A 22,586-nucleotide genomic window follows, 5' to 3' on the forward strand; every position below is an offset into this window, starting at 1 on the left:
AAAAAGATTCCCAAATAGGAATCTTTTTTTGAGAATAAAAAAATAAACTCCGAAATGGGAATATTTTTTGAAAAAGAGCATATAGTATGCTATACTTGGAAAAAGGGAGGGACGCTGTATGGTCGAACGTAAGGAATATTTACAAAAGCTATGGTCATGGAAAGACGAGCAGGTGATCAAGGTTGTAACTGGAATCAGGCGCTGTGGAAAATCAACATTATTAAAACAATATCAGAATAAACTAAAATCAGCTGGGGTTACAGAAGAACAAATTATATCAATTAATTTTGAAGAATTAGAAAATGAGCCATTGTTGGACTACAAGTCATTATATCAATATATTAAAGAACGACTTTGCGAAGACAAGATGACTTATATTTTTCTGGATGAGATTCAGAAGGTAACATCCTTTGAAAAAGTGGTAGATAGTCTTCATGTAAAAGAAAATATTGATATTTATATTACAGGTTCTAATGCATATATGCTTTCAGGGGATTTGGCTACACTATTAACAGGAAGATATGTTGAAATTTCTATGTTACCGCTCTCCTTTAAAGAATATGTTGAAATTACAGGAATTCTAAAAGAACAGGCATTTTCAGAATATATGAAAACCGGTGGATTTCCCTACATTGCAGTGATGGACAGAACAGATGAAAAAGTGGAGATCTATCTGGAAGGTATTTATAATACGGTGATTGTAAGAGATATTGAAGATCGTCAGTCAAGAAAAGAGATGAATTGTGGCAAGCGAAAAATCACAGACATTACATTGTTGAAGACAATTGCGCGATATCTGGCAAGTGTGATCGGAAGCCCAATTTCTATAAAAAGTATTACAAATTATTTGATTTCATCAGGTAGAAAAGTATCTGCGAATACGGTGAGTGATTATGTAGATGCGTTGACAGAATCATTTATATTTTATTCAGTAGATAGATTTGATATAGTAGGAAAACAGCTGTTAAAAGTTAATAAGAAGTTGTATATGGTTGATTTGGGGCTTCGCAATCACATTTTGCCAAGAAAGCGTTATGATCTTGGATTTTCTATTGAAAATATTGTTTTTTTTGAATTATTGCGCCGTGGGAATAAGGTGAATATAGGTAAATATGGCGCTACAGAAGTAGATTTTGTTGCTCAAAAACAAGGGGTAATCGTTTATTATCAGGTGACGGCAGATATGACAGCAGAAGAAACTTTTGAAAGAGAAATGAGACCATTACAGGAGATTAAAGACAATTATGAAAAAATTGTTTTAACACTGGATCAATTTTCGCTTGGAAATTATGATGGTATAAAAGTAATTAATGTAATAGATTGGCTTTTGGAAAATTGAAGAAAAAGTCAGGTATTCTGAATTCAGGATTCAAATTCAGAGTACCTGACTTTCTTTTGTGTAAAATCATGATTTTATCAATGAATAGCAGAAAAAAGTGAATAAATTTCATAAATAGATATGAAAATAAGAGAGTTTGTGAAAATTATTTTCTATCCTTTTCTGACAGGTTGTGTATCACAGAAGAGTGCTTTAAGATGAGTGTATTCCAAAAGAGACAAGGAAAGGAGAAGAGAAGTGTTTGATCATTTATTTAAACCGATTTCTGTGAATGGAATGATTCTGAAGAACAGGATCATAGCAACACCGACAGGTGATGATTTCGAAGAAAAGGCAATGGGTGGGGCGGCACTTGTGATTGCAGGACATGCAATCGTGGAACCTGGAAGATCCAGTTTCGCAAGTCCGGAAGAGCCATACCCGTTTGCTAAATACGAAAGAGAAGAGACAAGGAAAAAAGTGCTTAAGATTCACAGAGGTGGGGCAAAGGCCTCCGTTGAAATATTTCATGCAGGTCAGGATGCCAGAACTGTGGATTATGCAAAGGGACCATCTGCACTGATCCGTCCGGATGGGGTTGAAGTAAAAGAGATGGATGAAGAAATGATGGAGGAGACGCTCCGCTGGTATGCAGAAACAGCAGCAAGTGCGAAGAAGATAGGATTTGATTCGATTTTTCTTCATTTTGGACATGGATGGCTGCCGGCACAGTTTCTTTCCCCACATTATAATCATCGCACAGATATTTATGGGGGGAGTATTGAAAACAGAAGTCGTTTCCCACTTCGGATTCTGGAGACAGTGAGAAAAGCAGTAGGGAACAATTATCCAATCGATATCAGAATCAGTGCATATGAATGGATTGAAGATTCTATAAGCTTTGAGGATGTAATGTACTTTTTAAAGAAAGCGGAACCTTATATTGATACGGTTCAGATTTCTTCTGGTATTGACAAGATTTTTGAGGCAAATGTCCATTGTATTACAACAAATCTTGAAGAAGAAATGCCGAATCTGAAATGGGCAAAACAGGCAAAGGCTGAGTTACAGATTCCGGTGTCTGTTGTCAGTGCGGTGATGACACCTGCCATGGCAGATGAAATCATTTCCAAAGGTTATGTAGATATGGTGGCTTTTGGAAGAACGCTTCTTGCGGATCCATACTGGCCGAAGAAAGCAATGGAAGGACATCCGGAAGATATTGTTCCGTGTCTCAGATGCTCGAACTGTTATCATATTTCTTCGGATCACTGGAATGTAGGCTGTTCTGTAAATCCGCGGTATCACCATCAGGAATTTGTTCCGTCTGAAATCAATCTTCCAAAGGCGGAGACAAAAAAACATGTTGTAATTCTTGGAGGTGGTCCGGCGGGAATGAAAGCTGCAATTACAGCAAGTGACCGGGGACATAAAGTAACAATCATTGAGAAACAGAAAGAATTGGGAGGAATGCTCCGGTTTATTTCAAAAGAAGCACATAAAGAGGAAGTTCAGAGACTGTTAGATTATTATCTGACACAGATTTTCAAAAGAGAAATAGAAGTCCTTCTGAATACGGAAGCAGATCCGGAACTGGTAAAAGAATTGCAGCCGGATTCACTTCTTATTGCATTTGGGGCAGTGGAGAGAATTCTTCCAATCCCAGGTGTGGAAGGTGAAAAAGTACAGCTTGCGACAAAAGCAATCGCACATCCGGAGCAGCTTGGTCAGAATATTGTAATTCTGGGCGGTGGAAGTATTGGATGTGAAATCGGACTTGAACTTGCAGAAAATGGGAAGAATGTTACAATTCTTGAATTAACAGATACGCTTGCTGCGAATGCAAATTCTCTGTACAGAGAAGCGTTGAGACAGAAATTTTTACTGCATGAAAATCTTCACAGTCTGTTAAAATGTGGATGCAGCAGGATTGAAGAGGATGTTGTCATCTATAAAAATGAATCTGGGGAAGAAAAGCAGCTTCCATATGACCAGTTGATCCTCTCAACAGGACTTGTGGCACAGAGACAGCTTGTAGAATCCTTTTATGGAATCTGCAGGGATACAGTAGCAATTGGGGACTGTGTCAGCCCGTCTAATATTATGAATGCTAATTTTGAGGGATATACAGCAGCATTAAATATTTAGAAGAAGGAAAAGAGAAAAAGAAAGGGGAACACAAATGAAAGATTATTCAGAATTAATCCAGTCAGTGATCGCCGGAGTTGGTGGGGCAGAAAACATTGAAAACTGCATCCACTGTGCAACAAGACTTCGTTTTACATTGAAAGACGGAACAAAGTTTGATCAGAAAGCATTGAAAGAAACCCAAGGGGTACTTGGAGCGCTTGTAAGTTCCGGTTATTATCAGGTTCTGATCGGACCACAGGTAAATGATGTTTACGCGCAGCTTATGGAGACACCGGAACTGAAGAACATAGCAAAAGAGACAAAGCAGGATGCAGGAAATGAATCTGAAAAGAAGGCAGGGCTGCTGGACAGATTTTCCAAAATGATGTCTGACGTTTATGCACCATATATTCCAATCCTTGCAACAGGTGGTATTGCATCCGGTCTGATCGGACTGCTTGCCAATCTTGGAGTAGTGGACAGTGCAAGTCTTACTTACCAGACATTTTATGCAATTTTTTACTCACTGATCTATTTCTTCCCGATTCTGCTTGCATTTACAGCAGGAAAGCATTTTAAATGTAATCCTTATGTAGCGGTGACACTTGGAGCATCCATCATGTACCCGGGAGTTGCAGATCTTCTTGTAACAGGTGAAAAAGCATCACTGCTTGGTATTAAGTTTACAGCATATAATTTCAGTGGATCATTTATCCCGATCCTGCTTGCAGTATTCTGCATGAGTTATTTTGAAAAATGGTTGAAAAAGATTCTGCCACAGGTGACACAGTTTATTCTTGTTCCGTTCCTGTGCCTGATCGTATTCGTTCCACTCAGCATTCTTGTGTTTGGACCGGCAGGCGGATTTATTGCAAATGGCATCAATGCTGTTTATGGTGTCATAAGTGCAAATAGAATTCTTGTAGGCATTGTGTTTGGTGGCTTATTCTCACTGGTAATTCTTCTTGGTATGCACTGGGCAGTAACACCAATCCTTCTTGGAGTTATGGCAGAGCAGGGATTTGAACCGGCACTGGCAGCAGGTGGACTGGGCGGTTACGCTGCACTTGGAATCTGCCTTGCAGTTGCAGTATTTGCCAAGAACAGTGGAGATAAAGCAACAGCAGGATCTGCTGCATTTACAAATGCTCTTTGTGGTATTACAGAGCCGGGACTTTATGGAATTATTCTGCGAAGTAAATGGCTTCTTGGAACAATGGTCTTTTCTGGTGCAGCAGCGGGACTCGTGTTTGGAATCGGTGGTGTGGCAGCAACGAACTTTGCCTTTACCGGAATTCTGGCATTCAGTGGCTGGCTTGGATGTGTCAACTTCCCGATGTATTGTGTGGGAATTGTTGTAGCAATCGCACTTGGATTTGGAATCACAGCGTTCCTCTTAAAGAGCGGTAAAGTAAAAGAATATAATTAGTTAGTATGGCAATGCATCTCCCCTTTTTTTCTGAGATCTTCTTTGTTAAAATAAATGTAGGTTTTATTTTCGGAAGAAATCAGGAGAAGGGGAGTTATTATGATTATAGAAAAACTGATGAAACAGACAGACTTCACAAAGGTTGAGAAGAGCATAGCAGATTATCTGATGAAGAACGGATTTGATGTAAAGAACATGTCAATTCAGACATTAGCACATGAGACATTTACTTCGCCGTCAACAATCACCAGATTCTGTAAGAAACTTGGATTAGACGGATATAAAAAGTTTCAGATTCTGTTTTATTCAGAGTATGAGGTATATGCAAGTCAGGGGGCAGTAGATGCGAATTACCCATTCTCAGGAAGCGATTCTTTTGAGCAGATTGCAAGAAAGCTCGCGAAGCTGAATCATGACACGATCAATAAAGCAATGTCGGGATTTGATTATAATCAGTTTCAGAGAATTGTCCGTCGGATGAGCCGTGCAGATATGATCAATATTTTCAGTGTTGGAACATCTGCTACGGTGGCGATGGAATTTCAGCAGAAAATGTTACGTTTTGGAAAAATCGTAAATCTGACAATGAGTTCCTGTTTTCTTCCGGGATATGCACTGGCAGGGTCAGAACATACTGTAAATCTGATAATTTCGCAATCTGGCGAGAACAGGGATGTGGTAGAAAGTCTGAAGCTTCTGAAAAAGAAGAAGAGGTATTGCGTTGGTATTACAGTGACACCGGAAAGTACAGTGGCGAGGATGTGTCAGGAAGTGATTCTGGTGGATGTCCAGGAACAGGGATCTTATGAAGAGAAGATTGATACCTTTGCGGTATACAGCGCATTTCACTTTATTCTGGATTGTATGTTCTCATTTCTATATCAGCTTGATTTTGAAAGTAATAAAAAAGAGACACAAGAAAAAGCATATTCAATTAAAGAAAGTAAAAAGCAAGAATAAATAAGGAGCAGATATGGCATTTAGAAAAGATTTTTTGTGGGGAGGAGCATGTGCAGCAAACCAGTTTGAAGGAGCTTGGAACGTGGATGGAAAGGGAATATCAGTTCCGGATCTGTGTACGAATGGAACAAAGCGGAATCCAAAATGTATTACGACAGAGATAAGAGAAAACAGATTTTATCCAAGTCATGAGGCAATTGATTTTTATCATCATTACAAAGAGGATATTGCCCTTTTTGCGGAGATGGGATTCAGAGTTTTCAGAACATCGATCAACTGGACGCGGATTTATCCAACAGGAATGGAAGAAGAGCCGAACGAAAAGGGGCTTGTCTTCTATGAAAATGTTTTTAAAGAATGTAAGAAATACGGGATTGAACCACTGGTAACTTTGAGCCATTATGAGATGCCATATGCACTGGTAGAGAAATATAACGGATGGGCTGACCGGAATGTCATTGCGTTGTTTGAAAAATATTGTTATACAGTTTTTGACCGCTATCAGAATCTGGTGAAATACTGGCTTACCTTTAATGAGATCAATGGAGGTGTAACTCCTCTTGGTACAACCCTGTCTCTTAGTACGGTGAGAGGATATGAAGGACCGGTTGCAGACGCACCGGTAAGTCCACAGGTTCGGTTTGAGGCACTGCATCACCAGTTATTGGCTTCCGCAAAGGTAGTTGCATATGCACATGAGCATTATCCGCAATTTCAAATGGGGGATATGAATGTATTTCTGACGGCGTATCCGCTGACTTGTGATCCGGAAGATGTGCTGGCTGCGCAGAAACACAATCATGTGATTAACTGGTTCTGTTCAGATGTGCAGATCCGGGGAGAGTATCCGTCTTATATGAAACGTTATTTTAAAGAGCAGGGAATCTGTCTGGAAATCAGTGAAGAAGAGAAAGAAATATTAAAAAGAGGAACTGTGGATTTTTATACTTGCTCTTATTATATGTCTTCCTGTATTACAACGCATGAGGGAGAAGCAACAGTGGAAGGCAATCTGGCAGGTGGAGCGAAGAATCCGTATCTGCAGGCCTCCGACTGGGGCTGGCAGATTGATCCGGATGGACTAAGGTATTCTTTGAATGAGATTTATGAACGTTATAGAATACCAATCATGGTTGTGGAAAATGGACTTGGTGCAAGAGATGAAAAGGCAGAGGATGGACAGATTCATGACAGTTACCGAATTGACTATCTGAGAAGACATATTGAAGCTATGTATGAGGCAACAGAAGATGGGGTGGATCTGATGGGTTATACGCCGTGGGGATGCATTGATCTGGTCTCTGCATCAACCGGCGAAATGGCAAAAAGATATGGATTTATCTACGTCAATAAATTTGATGATGGAACCGGGGACCTCTCAAGAGAAAAGAAAGATTCCTTCGATTGGTATAAGAACGTAATCGCAACGAATGGACAATGTTTATGAAAAAGAAAGGTAGAAAGTAAGTATGTTTTCATTTTTTAAGAAGAAAGAAGCACCGGTAGAAGAGAATAAGACACCAGTTCTGACAGCTTATCTGTCAGGAAAGGTAATCCCAATCGATGAAGTAAAGGATGAGGTATTCTCTTCCAAGGCGTTAGGTGACGGACTTGGAATCGAGCCGGAAGGCAATGTGATCGTAGCTCCATGTGCAGGAACAGTTTCAGCACTGATGGAAGGATCCAAACACGCAGTAGGTCTTACACTTTCCAACGGAGCAGAGATTCTGATCCACGAGGGAATCGACACGGTAAATATGGAAGGAGAAGGCTTCAAGTACTTCGTAAAAGAAGGACAGAAGGTCAATGCAGGAGATAAGCTCCTTCAGTTCGATTCGGAGAAGATCAAAGCACACGGATATGAGACAACCTGTATTTTTGTTGTCACAAACGGAGATGAATATCCGGATATGAAGTTACATACAGGAATGGATGCAGTACAGGGTGAGACTGTGATTGCGGAGTTCTAGGAATAAAATCCGACAGAAGATATAAGGATTAGAAGAAAAGACCGATGGGTTCGTCTGAGAGGGCGGGGCATCGGTCTTTTTAACACATTTACGCATACAGGACACCTCTCTTTTCGGGGCAGTGAAAATGAAACAGTATATGTTATTAGTAGCGGATTTTTTTTGCATTTTTTGATCATTTACATCTCCGATCGATATTGTATAATAAAAAATGAAGAAAAATATAAAAACATAGTTGACAGATGGGTTTTATAAGTATATAATACAAACCATCAAAAACACACCAACTAAGTAGGTTAATAAAGAAAGTGAGGATATAGACTATGGCGGCAATTTATAAAGGCACACTTGGACTGATTGGAAACACACCACTTGTTGAACCTGTGAATCTGGAAAAAGAGCTTGGACTTGAAGCAACGATTCTTGTAAAGCTTGAGTATCTTAATCCGGCAGGAAGTGTGAAAGATCGTGTTGCGAAGGCAATGATCGAAGATGCAGAAGAGAAAGGAATCCTGAAAGAAGGTTCTGTTATCATCGAACCTACTTCCGGAAACACAGGAATCGGACTTGCATCAATCGCAGCAGCAAAGGGGTACAGAGCAATTCTTACCATGCCAGAGACCATGAGTGTTGAGCGAAGAAATATCCTCAAAGCATATGGAGCAGAGATCGTACTTACAGAAGGTACAAAGGGAATGAAGGGAGCAATTGCAAAAGCTGAAGAGCTTGCAAAGGAAATCCCGAACAGCTTTATCCCGGGACAGTTCGTTAATCCGGCGAACTCAAAAGCACACAGAGAGACAACAGGCCCGGAGATCTGGAAAGACACAGATGGAAATGTTGATATCTTTATCGCCGGTGTCGGTACAGGTGGAACACTGACAGGTGTTGGTGAATATCTGAAGTCCCAGAAACCGGATGTGAAGGTTGTAGCACTTGAGCCTGCAGCATCCCCGGTACTTTCAGAAGGAAAGGGCGGACCGCACAAGATTCAGGGAATCGGAGCAGGATTCGTACCGGATGTCCTTAATACAAAGATCTATGATGAGATATACAAAGCAGACAATGACGAAGGATTCGCAGCCGCGAAGCTTCTTGCAAAGACAGAAGGAATCCTGGTAGGTATTTCTTCAGGAGCAGCACTTTCCGGAGCAATTGCATATGCAAAGAAACCGGAGAACAAGGGCAAGACAATCGTAGCACTTCTTCCGGACAGCGGAGACAGATACTACTCTACACCACTCTTTACAGAGTAGGCACGAATATCAAGACAACCGCAAGGCATTAATTAAGTAAGATTTTAACTTCCAAGCAGCTCTGGCTGCGGAATAAGAATACAAAACAGGAATTAGAAAAAGGAGAATAAACCCATGGCAAAATTAGAGAGAAAAGACAGAAAATTTAAATTTGAGACATTACAGCTTCACGTAGGCCAGGAGCAGCCGGATCCGGTGACAGATGCAAGAGCAGTACCGATCTACCAGACTTCTTCTTATGTGTTCCGCAACAGCCAGCATGCAGCAGACCGTTTTGGACTGAAAGACGCAGGAAATATTTACGGACGTCTGACAAACCCGACAGAGGATGTGTTTGAGAAGAGAATTGCAGCGCTTGAAGGAGGTACAGCAGCACTTGCAGTAGCATCCGGAGCAGCAGCAATCACATATACAATTGAGAATTTGGCTCAGCAGGGAGATCACATCGTATCTGCAAAGAATATTTATGGAGGATCTTTCAACCTTCTTGAGCATACACTTCCGAATTATGGAATTACAACAACATTTGTTGACATTTTCAATCTGGAAGAAGTTGAGAATGCAATCCAGGAGAATACAAAAGCTGTTTACATCGAGACACTTGGTAATCCGAACTCAGATGTAGTTGATATTGAAGCAATCGCAAATATCGCACATAAGCATAAAATCCCGCTTGTTGTAGATAATACATTTGCAACACCTTATCTCGTAAGACCAATCGAGTACGGTGCTGACATTGTTGTTCACTCTGCTACAAAGTTCATCGGTGGACATGGAACAACAATCGGTGGAGTTATCATCGAGGGCGGTAAGTTCGACTGGGAGGCTTCAGGAAAATTCCCGTCACTGACAGATCCGAACCCAAGCTATCACGGCATCAGCTTTACAAAGGCTTGCGGACCGGCTGCATTTGTTACAAAGATCAGAGCAATCCTTTTGAGAGATACAGGAGCAACAATTTCTCCGATCAGTTCCTTTATCTTCCTGCAGGGACTTGAGACACTTTCCCTTCGTGTAGAGCGTCATGTGGAAAATGCACTGAAGGTTGTTGAGTATCTGAACAATCATCCACAGGTTGAGAGAGTACATCATCCATCTGTAGATCCGGATCCGAAGCAGCAGGAACTTTATAAGAAATATTTCCCGAACGGCGGTGGTTCTATCTTCACATTTGAGATCAAAGGTGATTCTAAGAAAGCTCAGGATTTCATTGATAACCTGGAACTGTTTTCATTGCTTGCAAATGTAGCGGATGTGAAATCACTTGTTATCCACCCGGCAACAACAACACACAGCCAGTGCACGGAGGAAGAGCTTCTCGATCAGGGAATCAAGCCAAACACAATCCGTCTGTCCATCGGTACAGAGAATATTGATGATATCATCCAGGATCTGGATGAGGCATTCAAAGCAATTCAGTAAATAAGAATCAGAGAAAACAGAAAAATCTGTAAGAAGTAGGAGCAGTAAAAGCTGCTCCTATAGTGTTTAGAAGAAAGGAGTAGAAGCGTTTGAAATTATCAAAGAAAAGTAGATATGGACTGCGTGCTCTTATTGATCTGGCGGTGAATTCACGGACAGAGCTGGTCTCATTAGGAAGTATCGCACAGAGAAATGACATTTCCGCTCAGTACCTTGAACATGTATTTTCAGCCCTTCGCAAGGCTCATATTGTAAAAAGTATGAAAGGTTCCCAGGGAGGATATTTTCTGGAGAGAGATCCGAAAGAGATCACGGTTGCGCAGATTGTAGAAGCATTGGAAGGAACTTATGATCTGGAAGATGAAGTTGATCGAAACAACGTGGGACGTGGAGATCAGGAAGCAATTCAGCATCTGATCATTGATCGAATCAATGATTGTGTTCAGGAGATTCTGGAAGATGTGACGCTTAAGGATCTTGTGGATGCATACGAAGGGTATCAGGATTCTGTTGAGGGAATGTACTATATTTAATAGAGTGGAACGTAAGGAGCAGAGACAGACAGCATGGCAGAAAATTATCAATTTGAAACACGATGTATTCACGGGGACGGAGGATTTGTAGAGGAACATCCATACGGAGCAGTCTCCGTTCCCATTTTTCAGACAGCAACCTTCGCACACCCGGGAATCGGGAAAAGTACAGGATATGATTATTCTCGTGAGAGCAATCCGACACGGTATGAATTAGAAAGCGTAATGTCCTCTTTAGAAGGAGCGGATGACAGTATTGCGTGCGCGACAGGAATGGCGGCAATTGGAATCTGCCTGGAGCTTTTCGGAGAAGGCAGTCATATTTTATGTACAGAAGATCTGTACGGCGGAACTGTGCGAATGTTTGAAAGCATTGGCGAAAAGCGAGGATTAAAGTTTTCTTATGTAGATACTTCAGATATTGATCTTGTAAGAAAGAATATCAGAAAAGAGACGAAGGCACTTTATATTGAGACACCAAGCAATCCAACGATGAGAATCACAGATTTTGCAGAGATGAGAAAGCTTGCGGATGAATTCGGGTTACTGATTCTTGCGGATAATACATTCCTTTCTCCTTATTTCCAGAAACCGCTACAGTTGGGTGCTGATATTGTAGTACATAGCGGAACAAAATTTCTTGGAGGACACAATGATGTTCTCGCAGGATTTGTTTGTGTCAAAGGGAAAGAGCTGTCGGAAAAATTGCGTTATACATATAAGACGGTTGGCTGTAGTCTGTCTCCGTTTGACAGTTTCCTTGTACTTCGCGGAATCAAAACTTTATCAGTGCGTCTGGAGCGCCAGCAGGAGAATGCGAAGAAGATCGCACTTTGGCTGAAAAACAGACCGGAAGTGACAGAAGTTTATTATCCGGGTCTGGAAGATCATCCGGGTTACGAGGTGAACCGGAAGCAGGCAACAGGAGCAGGAAGTATGCTTTCTTTCCGTGTAGATACGGTGGAACGTACAAGAAAGATTCTTGAAAGTGTGAAATTGATTTCTTATGCGGAGAGCCTTGGCGGTGTAGAATCATTGATCACATATCCAATGCTTCAGACACACGGTGATGTACCGGTGGAGATAAGAGAACATCTTGGAATCACGGAAGATTTCCTTAGAATGTCTGTTGGAATTGAAAATGCTGAAGATCTGATCAAAGATCTGGAACAGGCTTTTCAATAAAAGGAGTAAAAATGAGTGAGAAGAATTTGAATTTTGACCAGCCTGTAGAGAGAAGAGGAACCCACAGTCTGAAGTATGATTTTGCAGAAGAAAGAGGGAGAAAGAAAGATATTCTTCCGTTGTGGGTCGCTGATATGGATTTTAAGACGTCATCTTTCGTCCAGGAAGCATTGATCCGTCAGGCAGAGCATGGAATTTATGGATATACAGAGTCAGATCAGGAGTATTATGATGCGGTCAGCTCCTGGATGGAACGCCGTCACGGATGGAAAATTGACAAAGAGTGGATCACAAAGACTCCGGGAATCGTCTTTGCGCTGGCAATGGCGGTGAAGGCTTATACAGAACCGGGGGATTATGTCCTGATCCAGGATCCGGTCTATTATCCATTCCGGGAAGTGATTGAAAGCAATGACCGTAAAGTGGCCGCCAATATCCTTATCCGTAAGGAAGATGGATCTTATGCGATTGATTTCGAAGATTTTGAACGCCAGATCGTGGAAAAGGGTGTGAAATTATTCTTATTCTGCAGCCCACACAACCCGGTCAGCCGGGTATGGACAAGGGAGGAAGTGGAGCGTCTGGGAGACATTTGCTTAAAGCATCAGGTGATCATTGTAAGTGATGAGATTCATGCAGACTTCGTATTTGAAGGGAAGCATCAGGTGCTTGTAGATCTTAAGGACGAGTATAAAGACATTACAGTGACATGTACTTCCCCGGGGAAGACATTCAATCTTGCTGGACTTCAGATTTCCAATATTATCATTCCAAATGCAAGCCTTCGCAAGGAATTTCAGCATCAGGTAACTGCAGCCGGGTATAGTCAGGTCGGCGCACCCGGAATCTTTGCGCTGATCGCTGCGTATACTCAGGGCGAAGAATGGTATCAGGCGATGAAACAGTATGTGAAGTCGAATATTGATTTCCTTCATACATGGATGGCAGAACATTTACCACAGATTAAGGTGACAAAGACAGAAGGGACCTATCTCGTCTGGATGGATTTCCGGGCATTAGGGCTTTCTGACAAGGAACTAAAAGAACTGATAGAAGATAAGGCAGAGGTTTGGCTGGATGGAGGAGCGATCTTCGGAGAGCCTGGAAGTGGTTTTGAGCGGATCAACGTGGCTTGCCAGAGAGCGACGCTTGTGGAAGCGTTGGATCGGATTGAAAAAGCAGTGAAAGAAAACGTTCACGGATGATTAGATAAAATAGAAACAGAAAAAGATGGATAAGCAATAAAAGCATTACTTATCCATCTTTTTCTATGTAGATCTGATTTTCCATTGTATTGAAACAACTGTTATTTCGTTCCCACTGAAATAATGCTATTTCTCAATCTTGCATGGAATGGCCGGTTCATGAAAGTCAGCAAGTGTGATACTTCCAAGATAATCCTCGATAAGGTTATCCAGTTTTTCCCAAATCGGACGTGTCGGACACTGACCCGCACGTGCACATTCCGGTGCATGATCCTCCAGACATGCTACTGCCGCAAGACTTCCTTCTGTCGCATGAAGAATGGAAGCGAGAGTGTATTCTTCCGGAGATTTTGTCAGGCGGTAGCCGCCGCCCTTTCCGCGAAGTCCAAGGATAAATCCTTGTGTGACAAGAGATTTTAAAATATTTTCCAAATACTTTTCAGAAATCTCCTGACGTGCTGCGATCTCTTTCAGCGGTGTGTAAGAGTCCGGATCCTGCTGAGACAGATCAATCATGACTCGGAGAGCATAACGCCCTCTTGTAGAGATAATCATAACCTATTTCCTCCCAAGTTACCTATAATTTTACATTGTGAATAGTGTATCATATGTTAAGAAAATAAACAAGTTGTCGAGGTAAAGTGAAACAGTGCAAAAGCATTAAAGTTTGTTGAAAACAAACGAAAACGAGTGTGTCTAAAAATGAAATAACCGTGAAATTGTATTAACTTTACTGGAATTTACAGTGCGTTTGTGATACTCTAAAGACTGTAAGTCCTGATCGGAATGCTATCTTTCTGATCAGACAGAAAAGACTGGGTTACTGTTCACTCCGTGTCAATCACTTCGCTGATTGACACGGAGTGAACAGTAACAAGACTGGAGAGAGAATATGAAAAGATTAGTAGTAGCATTACTTCTGGCAAGCACATTGTGTATGACAGGATGCGGCGATACGAAGAAAACAGAACCGGCTGCATCTACGACAGAAGAGGTGGACAAAGCAAGCAGTACGATGAAAGAACAGATGGGAGACAACGCGGTTCTTCCAAGTGATTCTGTTAAGAGAGTTATGGCAAAGCAGTGGAAGGTGATTGGAACAGATACTGTGTATGATCTGAAAGAAGATGGAACAGGAACTAAGGATGACGCCGGACTGACATTTGAGTGTGGATTTGATGAGGATAACAACATTACAATCAAGATCACAATGGACGGCGAAGAAGAAGGTAAACTGTATGCGGTTACGACAGATGATACAGGCTATGGCGTAGTGCTGGAGTCCCTGGATGGTGGTAAGGATATAAAATTACTCCAGGCGGATACAGAACTTCTGGATCTGACGGATGACCGTGCGAAGGGGCTGATCGGAAAGTGGACAGACAACAGTGGAAATGAATATAAATTAAAGAAGGATGGAAAGCTTGTGATCAAGAGTTCCTCCGGTGAAACAAAGGGAACATATTGTGTTGCAGAGAATGCAGACGGTACATTGAGGCTGAATCTGGTTATCTCTGGTGGAACACTGGAATATGTCTATACACTGTCAGATGATGGATCTACAGTGGAATTATGTAGTCCGGGAACAGATACGGTACATAAGTGGACGAAAGCCTAAAGTGTGGTGAATAAAAGAGATGCAGTTTGCGCATGAATTGATCGTTCCGGAAGTTGGATTTCCTTTTAAACTATTCTTATTTGAAGGCAGAGAAGGACATTACCATAGAGAAAAACATTGGCACAGATCGATTGAGATTTTTGCAGTGTGCGACGGAGAACTGGAATTTAAGATCGATGAGAAGACCTGGCATCTGACAGCGGGAGAATTTATGATTGTGAATTCGAATGAGGTTCATGAAGTAGATTCTCCGTTGCCAAACGAGACGATCGTTCTTCAGATTCCGTTGAAAGTTTTTGAAAAATATTATACAGGAGAGCAATTTATCTGGTTTACGCATGAACCGGGACGTAAGGACGCGCGTTTTATGGAATTGTTGGAAGAACTGTATAAGACGTATTGCGAAAAGCAGTGTGGATATGACATGAAGATGAACAGTATTTTTTATCATCTTTTATATCTCCTTGTGAAAGAATACCGTCTGACGGAAGTTGAGGATGCTTTTGTAAGGAAGAATAAGAATCTGAACAAGCTTTCAGCAATCACATCTTATATGAAAGAGAATTATGCACAGGAGCTCAGTCTGGAAGAAGTGGCAAGAATTTTTGGCTACTCACCAACGTACTTGTCGAGGATGTTTCAGAAGTATGCAGGAATCACATATAAGAGCTATCTGCAGAATATCCGTCTGGAATATGCAATGAAAGACCTGAAGGGCGGAAAATATAATATCACTGAGACAGCACTTCGCAGCGGCTTCTCCGGAAGCAAGGCGCTGGCAAGAGCATTTCGGAAAAAATACGGAATTCTTCCAAGTGAATATAGAGAAAATGCGTAGCATTTTGGAGGCTGGCTCTGAACAGTTACGAAAATGGAATATAAATAAAAAGAAAAAAATGACTAACAGTACAAAATATATTGACTGTTAGTCATTTTTATTGTATAGTTCAATAAGAGATTAAAATGACCAATGGTCATAAACGAGATATAAGGAAGGGAGCGAAAGGGATATGATGGTAAAGTTTGGAAAAAAGATAGTAAAATTCAGAGTGCCGATTCTGATCCTCAGTATTTTATTGTTGATTCCGTCTGCATTGGGGTATCTGCATACGAGAATTAATTATGATGTATTGACTTACCTGCCGGATAACATTGAGACGATGAAAGGCCAGGATATTTTGGTAAATGATTTCGGTACAGGTGCATTCTCGATGTTTATAGTCGATGGAATGGAAGACAAGGATGTATCGAAGCTAAAAGAGAAGATTGAGAAGGTAGATCATGTAAAAGAGGTTATCTGGTATGATTCTATCGCAGATATCAGTATGCCGAAGAGTATGCTGCCGACAAAAGTCTATGATGCATTTAATTCCGAGACCGGAACGATGATGGCAATCTTCTTTGATGAAGGAACCTCTTCAGACGGAACAATGGAAGCAATCTCCGAGATCCGTTCTCTGGCGGGCGAGCAGTGCTTTTTAAGTGGTATGTCAGCTGTTGTTACAGATACGAAGGAGCTGGCGGAGAAAGAGACACCGTTGTATGTATTGATCGCGGTTGTGCTGGCGATGATCGTACTTGGTCTTACAATGGAATCGTTCTTTGTACCGATCCTCTTCATGCTCAGTATTGGAATTGCAATTGTCTATAACCTGGGAAGTAACTACTTTATGGGAGAGATCTCCTATATTACAAAGGCACTGGCAGCAGTTCTGCAGCTGGGGGTAACATTGGATTACTCCATTTTCCTGATGCACAGTTATGAAGAACAGCAGATCCGTTACAATGGAGATAAACATCGTGCAATGGCACATGCGATCTCACAGACATTTTCCTCTGTAATCGGAAGCTCCGTTACAACAATCGCCGGATTTATCGCACTGTGCTTTATGTCATTTACACTTGGTATGGATATCGGAATTGTCATGGTTAAGGGTGTTATCCTTGGCGTACTTGCCTGCGTAACAATTCTTCCATCTATGATCCTGTGCTGTGACAAGATTATTGAGAAGACAAAACATAAACCATTCCTTCCGGATATCGGAAAGATTTCAGATAAGGTTACTAAGAGATATCTCATCTATGTGGCACTGTTCGTAGTTCTGCTATTCCCGGCTATTTACGGAAATAACCATACAGGCGTTTATTACAACCTGGATGAGACACTTCCAAAAGATCTTCCGAGCATCATTGCAAATGAGAAATTGAAGGAAGATTACGACATGAATACGACGCACATGATTCTTGTAGACAGCTCTACAGATTCAGCGGACGTAGGCAAGATGCTGAATGAGATGGATAAGGTGGACGGAATCAAATGGGCACTTGGACTTGACTCCCTGATTGGGCCATCCGTACCGGCAAGCATGATCCCGGATTCAGTGACAAGATCATTAAAGAATGATAAGTACCAGCTTGTACTGGCGAACTCAGAATATAAGGTAGCTACAGATGAATTGAATGACCAGATCAAAGAGTTGAATACGATTCTTCATAAATATGATGAAGGTGGAATGCTGATCGGAGAAGGTCCTCTGACAGCAGATCTGATCGACATTACAGATAAAGATTTCAAGACAGTAAGTGCAGTATCAATCGGAATTATTTTCGTAATCATCATGCTTCTGTTCAAGTCAATCTCACTGCCGATCATCCTGGTAGGCGTTATTGAGTTCGCGATTTTCGTCAATATGGGTATTCCATACTACATGGGAACTAAGTTGCCATTCGTGGCATCCATCGTAATCGGAACCATTCAGCTTGGATCTACCGTAGACTATGCAATTCTTATGACAACTCGTTATAAGAGAGAGCGTAACCATGGCGCAAATAAATACGATTCTATCACAACTGCGCACCGCGTATCCGCACAGTCTATCATGGTAAGTGCGTTGAGCTTCTTCGCAGCAACGATCGGTGTAGGACTTTACTCCAACATTGATATGATCAGTTCCCTGTGTATCCTGATGGCGAGAGGAGCACTGATCAGTATGGTAGTCGTAATCTTCGTACTGCCGTCCATGTTCATGGTATTTGATAAAGTGATCGTGAAGACAAGTAAGGGATTCCTGCCACCGAAGGAATAATGGGGCGTGGAATAGAATGAGAGAGGTATGCCGAATTAGGATGCTAAGGCATATTTCACTTTTAAAAAGAAAAGATAAGAAATGGGCATTATTTGGTTAATTATTTGGTCGATAATGCCTTTTTAAGTTGGTAAAATGACCATAGAAACAAACGAAACAGGAAACAGACTTCTTGCAGCGATGAATAAATGGCTGATCGCGTATGAGGATGCACAGATTGAAGGTGCGTTCTGTGGATTAAAAGGTGAGAACGTCGAAGTCTGATTGAAAATGGATGCCGGGGTTTCCCCGAATCAGGATCGTGTTATTCACAAGGTTTCTGCATGATGTGTGGAAAACCAAATGAAATTACAGGAAAAGTGTGGATAACGTAACATAAGAAAGATAGAAATAATAACAAGTATAAAGAAAGCGAGGATTTTATTATGAGTAATATGCCAGAATTAAAAATCGGTGTTGTAGCAGTGAGCAGAGATTGTTTCCCGGAGAGTCTTTCCGTGAACAGAAGAAAAGCATTGATCGATGCCTACACAAAGAAATACGGTGAAGGAACTGTTTATGAATGTCCGATCTGTATTGTAGAGAGTGAGATCCACATGGTACAGGCTCTGGAAGATGTAAAGAAAGCAGGATGTAACGCACTGGTTGTTTATCTTGGAAACTTCGGACCGGAGATTTCTGAGACACTGCTTGCAAAACATTTTGACGGACCGAAGATGTTTGTCGCAGCTGCAGAGGAGACACAGGATAATCTGACACAGGGACGTGGAGATGCTTATTGCGGAATGCTTAACGCAAGCTACAATCTGAAACTCAGAGGAGTAAAAGCTTACATTCCGGAGTATCCGGTAGGAACAGCAGAGGAATGTGCTGACATGATCCATGAGTTCGAACCAATCGCGAGAGCAGTTGTCGGATTAAGTGACTTAAAGATTATCAGCTTTGGACCACGTCCGCTGAATTTCCTTGCATGTAATGCACCGATCCAGCAGCTTTACAATATCGGAGTTGAGATTGAGGAAAATTCTGAACTTGACCTTTTCGAGGCTTATAACAAACATGAAGGTGATGAGAGAATTCCGGCCGTTGTAAAAGAGATGAAAGAAGAGCTCGGAGCAGGAAATAAGAAACCGGAGATCCTTCCGAAACTGGCTCAGTATGAGATTACTTTAAAAGACTGGATCGAGGAGCACAGAGGATATAGAAAATACGTTGCAATCGCAGGAAAATGCTGGCCGGCATTCCAGACACAGTTCGGATTTGTTCCATGTTATGTAAACAGCCGTCTGACAGCTCAGGGAATCCCGGTATCCTGTGAGGTTGATATTTACGGAGCACTCAGCGAGTTCATCGGAACTGCTGTCAGCCAGGATGCAGTAACACTTCTTGATATCAACAATACAGTACCGGCAGATATGTACAAAGAGAGTATCGAAGGAAAATTCCCATATACACAGAAAGATACATTTATGGGATTCCATTGTGGAAATACAGCTTCCGGTAAACTTGCTTTCTGCGAAATGAAATATCAGATGATCATGGCAAGATCTCTTCCAATCGAGGTTACACAGGGAACACTTGAGGGAGATATCAAACCTGGAGATATCACATTCTACAGACTGCAGAGTACATCTGACAATGTACTTCGTGCTTATGTTGCACAGGGAGAAGTACTTCCGGTTGCTACAAAATCCTTCGGATCTATCGGAGTGTTCGCAATTCCGGAGATGGGAAGATTCTACCGTCACGTACTGATCGAAAAGAATTATCCACATCACGGAGCAGTTGCTTTCGGACACTTTGGAAAAGCATTGTTCGAAGTATTTAAATACATTGGTGTGCCGGTTGAAGAGATCGGATACAACCAGCCGAAGGGTGTAAGATATCCAACAGAGAATCCGTGGGGTTAATTACATAGAAAGTTATAAGCATAGAAAACGGGCAGAGAGCCGTGCCGGAAACGGCAAGGCTCTCTGTTTTTATACAGGAGGAACGACATGTTATTTGTAGGAGTAGATCTTGGAACATCCGCAGTAAAACTTCTTCTGATGGATGAGAATGGAAAGATCAAGAATATCGTATCAAAAGAATATCCGTTATATTTCCCACATCCGGGATGGTCAGAGCAGAAACCGGAAGACTGGTTTGCACAGAGTATGGAAGGGCTGAAAGAGCTTCTTGAAGGCTTTGATAAGGATCAAGTAAAGGGAATCAGTTTTGGAGGTCAGATGCACGGTCTTGTTGCTCTTGATAAGGAAGACAAGGTGATTCGCCCGGCAATTCTGTGGAACGACGGACGTACTGCAAAACAGACCGATTACCTGAATCAGGTGATTGGAAAAGAGAAGCTTTCAGAGTATACAGCAAATATTGCATTTGCCGGATTTACAGCACCGAAGATTCTCTGGATGAAGGAAAATGAACCGGAGAATTTTGCAAAGATTGCGAAGATTATGCTTCCAAAGGATTACCTTGCATACCGTCTGTCAGGGTCTTTTTGCACAGAGTATTCAGATGCTTCCGGAATGCTGCTTTTGGATGTGGAGCATAAGTGCTGGTCTGCGGAAATGCTTGAGATCTGTGGTATTACAGAGGCACAGCTTCCAAAGCTGTATGAAAGCTGGGAAGTAGTTGGAACTTTGAAAGCAGAGATCGCAGCAGAACTTGGCGTATCAGAGGATGTAAAAGTAATTGCAGGAGCCGGGGACAATGCGGCGGCAGCAGTTGGAACGGCAACGGTCGGAGACGGCGGCTGCAATATTTCTCTCGGAACATCAGGAACACTCTTTATTTCCAGTAAGAAATTCGGAGTAGATAAGAACAATGCACTGCATTCCTTTGACCATGCAGACGGCAATTATCATCTGATGGGATGCATGCTCAGTGCTGCTTCCTGTAATAAATGGTGGATGGATGAAATCCTTAAGACCAAAGATTATCCGGCAGAACAGGCAGGAATCACAAGGCTCGGCGAGAACCATGTGTTCTATCTTCCATATCTGATGGGAGAGCGTTCTCCTCATAATGACCCTTCCGCAAGAGCAGCATTTATCGGAATGTCTATGGACAGCACAAGAGAGGATATGACACAGGCTGTGCTGGAAGGTGTTGCATTCGGACTGCGTGATTCCCTGGAAGTTGCAAGAAGTATTGGTGTGAATCCAGAGAGAACAAAGATCTGCGGCGGTGGAGCAAAGAGTCCGCTGTGGAGAAAGATCATTGCAAATGTGATGAATATGAAAGTAGATTTGATCGAAAGCGAGGAAGGTCCGGGATATGGAGCGGCAATCCTGGCAGCAGTTGGATGCGGCGTATTTGATTCGGTGGAAGAGGCTGCGAAGAAACTTGTGAAAGTAACAGGAACAGAAGAACCGGATTCGGAACTGGTGCAGAAGTACGAGGAAAGATATCAGGAATTTAAGAAATTGTATCCGGCATTGAAAGGAATTTATCAGGGGAAACAAGCATAATTGAACTCCAATAAAAAACTCCCAATAGAAAATCATGCTTCAGAAAGCATCTGAGCTGAAATTCTATTGGGAGTTTTTGATATTAGGAAATCTTACGCTAAAAACAACGCATACAGTATCACAAGAATACCAAGCACGATTCTGTAATATCCAAATACTTTGAAATCATGTTTCTTAATATATCCCATCAGGAATTGAATAACGATAATAGAAGAAACAAATGCTGTTACCATACCAATCAGAAGAATTATTGTTTCTGTTCCGGTAAAGTTCAGGCCAAACTTCACAAGCTTCAGAAGACTTGCACCGAACATAACCGGAATCGCAAGTACGAAAGTGAATTCAGCAGCAACGGTTCTGGATACTCCAAGGATCAAAGCACCGACAATTGTTGCACCGGATCTGGATGTTCCAGGGAAGATTGCAGCGATCAGCTGGAAAAGTCCAATCAAAAATGCAGTCTTATAAGTAAGTTCATCCATACTGTTGATCTTCGCAGGTTTGCCCTTGTGATTATTCTCAACAATGATAAAGGCGATACCGAAGACAATCAGAGCAATCGCAACGCAAGGGTAATTGTAAAACCATTTCTCAAACAGATCATTGAACGGCATTCCGATCACAATCGCAGGGATACATGCAACAAGGACTTTCAGCCAGAGGATAATGATATCCATCTTCACATAACTTAAAATTCCATTTCCGGATTTCTTTTTTCTATGTGCATGTTTTGCCTGACGGCGTCTGACCGTGTGACTTCCTTCCGGCGCACCAAACGGGAAGATCTGGTTCCAGAATAAGATGACAACGGCAAGAATCGCACCTAACTGGATCACAACTTCAAACATGCTGTAGAATTCTTCAGAAACATCTAATTTCACAAACTGATTCAAAAGAATCAGATGTCCCGTGCTGCTGATCGGCAGCCATTCTGTGATTCCTTCCACAATTCCAAAGAGGAAGGATTTTAAAAATTCAATCATTCTTAATTTATACTCCTTTTT

General features: G+C 41.7%; 18 protein-coding genes and 1 pseudogene. 17 read left to right on the top strand and 2 right to left on the bottom strand.

The features are described from left to right. Positions 1-118 precede the first annotated feature (118 nt). The 11 genes from ACZ47Z_RS01505 to ACZ47Z_RS01555 all read left to right on the top strand — a co-directional run bounded on the left by ACZ47Z_RS01505 (position 119) and on the right by ACZ47Z_RS01555 (position 13,408). Positions 119-1,339 carry an ATP-binding protein gene (locus ACZ47Z_RS01505; RefSeq protein WP_020437118.1) on the top strand — a complete coding sequence of 407 codons (1,221 nt, stop codon included), beginning with the start codon at positions 119-121 and terminating at the stop codon, positions 1,337-1,339. Positions 1,340-1,576: 237 nt separating this feature from the next. Then, positions 1,577-3,466: an oxidoreductase gene (locus ACZ47Z_RS01510; protein ID WP_020437117.1), complete on the top strand. Its 1,890-nt coding sequence runs from the start codon at positions 1,577-1,579 to the stop codon at positions 3,464-3,466. 34 nt (positions 3,467-3,500) lie between these two features. After that, a complete protein-coding gene (locus tag ACZ47Z_RS01515) occupies positions 3,501-4,877 on the top strand; it encodes a PTS transporter subunit EIIC (protein WP_020437116.1) in 1,377 nt (458 codons plus the stop codon). Positions 4,878-4,976: 99 nt separating this feature from the next. Continuing rightward, the gene (locus tag ACZ47Z_RS01520; protein ID WP_020437115.1) at positions 4,977-5,837 is read left to right on the top strand and encodes a MurR/RpiR family transcriptional regulator; all 861 of its coding nucleotides are present in this window, start codon (positions 4,977-4,979) and stop codon (positions 5,835-5,837) included. 13 nt (positions 5,838-5,850) lie between these two features. Next, complete coding sequence (locus ACZ47Z_RS01525; protein WP_020437114.1) at positions 5,851-7,284, top strand: glycoside hydrolase family 1 protein; 1,434 nt, start codon at positions 5,851-5,853, stop codon at positions 7,282-7,284. A 22-nt stretch (positions 7,285-7,306) separates the two neighbouring features. Next, positions 7,307-7,807 (top strand): PTS sugar transporter subunit IIA, encoded by a 501-nt coding sequence (locus ACZ47Z_RS01530; RefSeq protein WP_020437113.1) that lies wholly within the window; start codon positions 7,307-7,309, stop codon positions 7,805-7,807. A gap of 323 nt (positions 7,808-8,130) precedes the next feature. After that, on the top strand, positions 8,131-9,063 hold the full coding sequence (gene cysK / locus ACZ47Z_RS01535) for a cysteine synthase A (RefSeq protein WP_015530088.1): 933 nt from the start codon (positions 8,131-8,133) through the stop codon (positions 9,061-9,063). A 114-nt stretch (positions 9,064-9,177) separates the two neighbouring features. Further along, the gene (locus tag ACZ47Z_RS01540) at positions 9,178-10,485 is read left to right on the top strand and encodes an O-acetylhomoserine aminocarboxypropyltransferase/cysteine synthase family protein (RefSeq protein WP_015530089.1); all 1,308 of its coding nucleotides are present in this window, start codon (positions 9,178-9,180) and stop codon (positions 10,483-10,485) included. Between the two features lie 89 nt (positions 10,486-10,574). Beyond that, positions 10,575-11,018, top strand: coding sequence for an RrF2 family transcriptional regulator (locus ACZ47Z_RS01545; protein WP_020437112.1), 444 nt, complete (start codon positions 10,575-10,577; stop codon positions 11,016-11,018). Between the two features lie 33 nt (positions 11,019-11,051). Beyond that, a complete protein-coding gene (locus ACZ47Z_RS01550) occupies positions 11,052-12,203 on the top strand; it encodes a trans-sulfuration enzyme family protein (protein ID WP_181966591.1) in 1,152 nt (383 codons plus the stop codon). An 11-nt stretch (positions 12,204-12,214) separates the two neighbouring features. Then, positions 12,215-13,408 carry a MalY/PatB family protein gene (locus ACZ47Z_RS01555; RefSeq protein WP_464525805.1) on the top strand — a complete coding sequence of 398 codons (1,194 nt, stop codon included), beginning with the start codon at positions 12,215-12,217 and terminating at the stop codon, positions 13,406-13,408. A 126-nt stretch (positions 13,409-13,534) separates the two neighbouring features. On the opposite strand, the gene ACZ47Z_RS01560 is transcribed toward ACZ47Z_RS01555, so the two are convergent. Beyond that, on the bottom strand, positions 13,535-13,963 hold the full coding sequence (locus ACZ47Z_RS01560; protein WP_054751986.1) for an RrF2 family transcriptional regulator: 429 nt from the start codon (positions 13,961-13,963) through the stop codon (positions 13,535-13,537). Positions 13,964-14,300: 337 nt separating this feature from the next. On the opposite strand from ACZ47Z_RS01560, the gene ACZ47Z_RS01565 reads away from it, so the two are divergent. From ACZ47Z_RS01565 to xylB, 6 genes and pseudogenes are all read left to right on the top strand, one after another. Further along, on the top strand, positions 14,301-15,026 hold the full coding sequence (locus tag ACZ47Z_RS01565) for a hypothetical protein (RefSeq protein WP_055146579.1): 726 nt from the start codon (positions 14,301-14,303) through the stop codon (positions 15,024-15,026). Positions 15,027-15,045: 19 nt separating this feature from the next. After that, the gene (locus ACZ47Z_RS01570; protein ID WP_054751988.1) at positions 15,046-15,864 is read left to right on the top strand and encodes an AraC family transcriptional regulator; all 819 of its coding nucleotides are present in this window, start codon (positions 15,046-15,048) and stop codon (positions 15,862-15,864) included. 175 nt (positions 15,865-16,039) lie between these two features. Next, positions 16,040-18,112 carry an efflux RND transporter permease subunit gene (locus tag ACZ47Z_RS01575; protein WP_464526039.1) on the top strand — a complete coding sequence of 691 codons (2,073 nt, stop codon included), beginning with the start codon at positions 16,040-16,042 and terminating at the stop codon, positions 18,110-18,112. Positions 18,113-18,274: 162 nt separating this feature from the next. Then, positions 18,275-18,376 (top strand): annotated as a pseudogene (locus tag ACZ47Z_RS01580) (DUF4867 family protein); the annotation flags it as partial. A 161-nt stretch (positions 18,377-18,537) separates the two neighbouring features. Next, positions 18,538-20,022, top strand: coding sequence for an L-fucose/L-arabinose isomerase family protein (locus tag ACZ47Z_RS01585; protein ID WP_054751990.1), 1,485 nt, complete (start codon positions 18,538-18,540; stop codon positions 20,020-20,022). Positions 20,023-20,109: 87 nt separating this feature from the next. Continuing rightward, positions 20,110-21,582 carry a xylulokinase gene (gene xylB / locus ACZ47Z_RS01590; protein ID WP_464525806.1) on the top strand — a complete coding sequence of 491 codons (1,473 nt, stop codon included), beginning with the start codon at positions 20,110-20,112 and terminating at the stop codon, positions 21,580-21,582. 92 nt (positions 21,583-21,674) lie between these two features. Here the strand turns inward: xylB and ACZ47Z_RS01595 are convergent, their stop codons facing one another. Continuing rightward, positions 21,675-22,565 (bottom strand): undecaprenyl-diphosphate phosphatase, encoded by an 891-nt coding sequence (locus ACZ47Z_RS01595; RefSeq protein ID WP_054751995.1) that lies wholly within the window; start codon positions 22,563-22,565, stop codon positions 21,675-21,677. Between the last annotated feature and the right edge of the window lie 21 nt (positions 22,566-22,586).

It is taken from the genome of Mediterraneibacter faecis, from assembly GCF_055383675.1.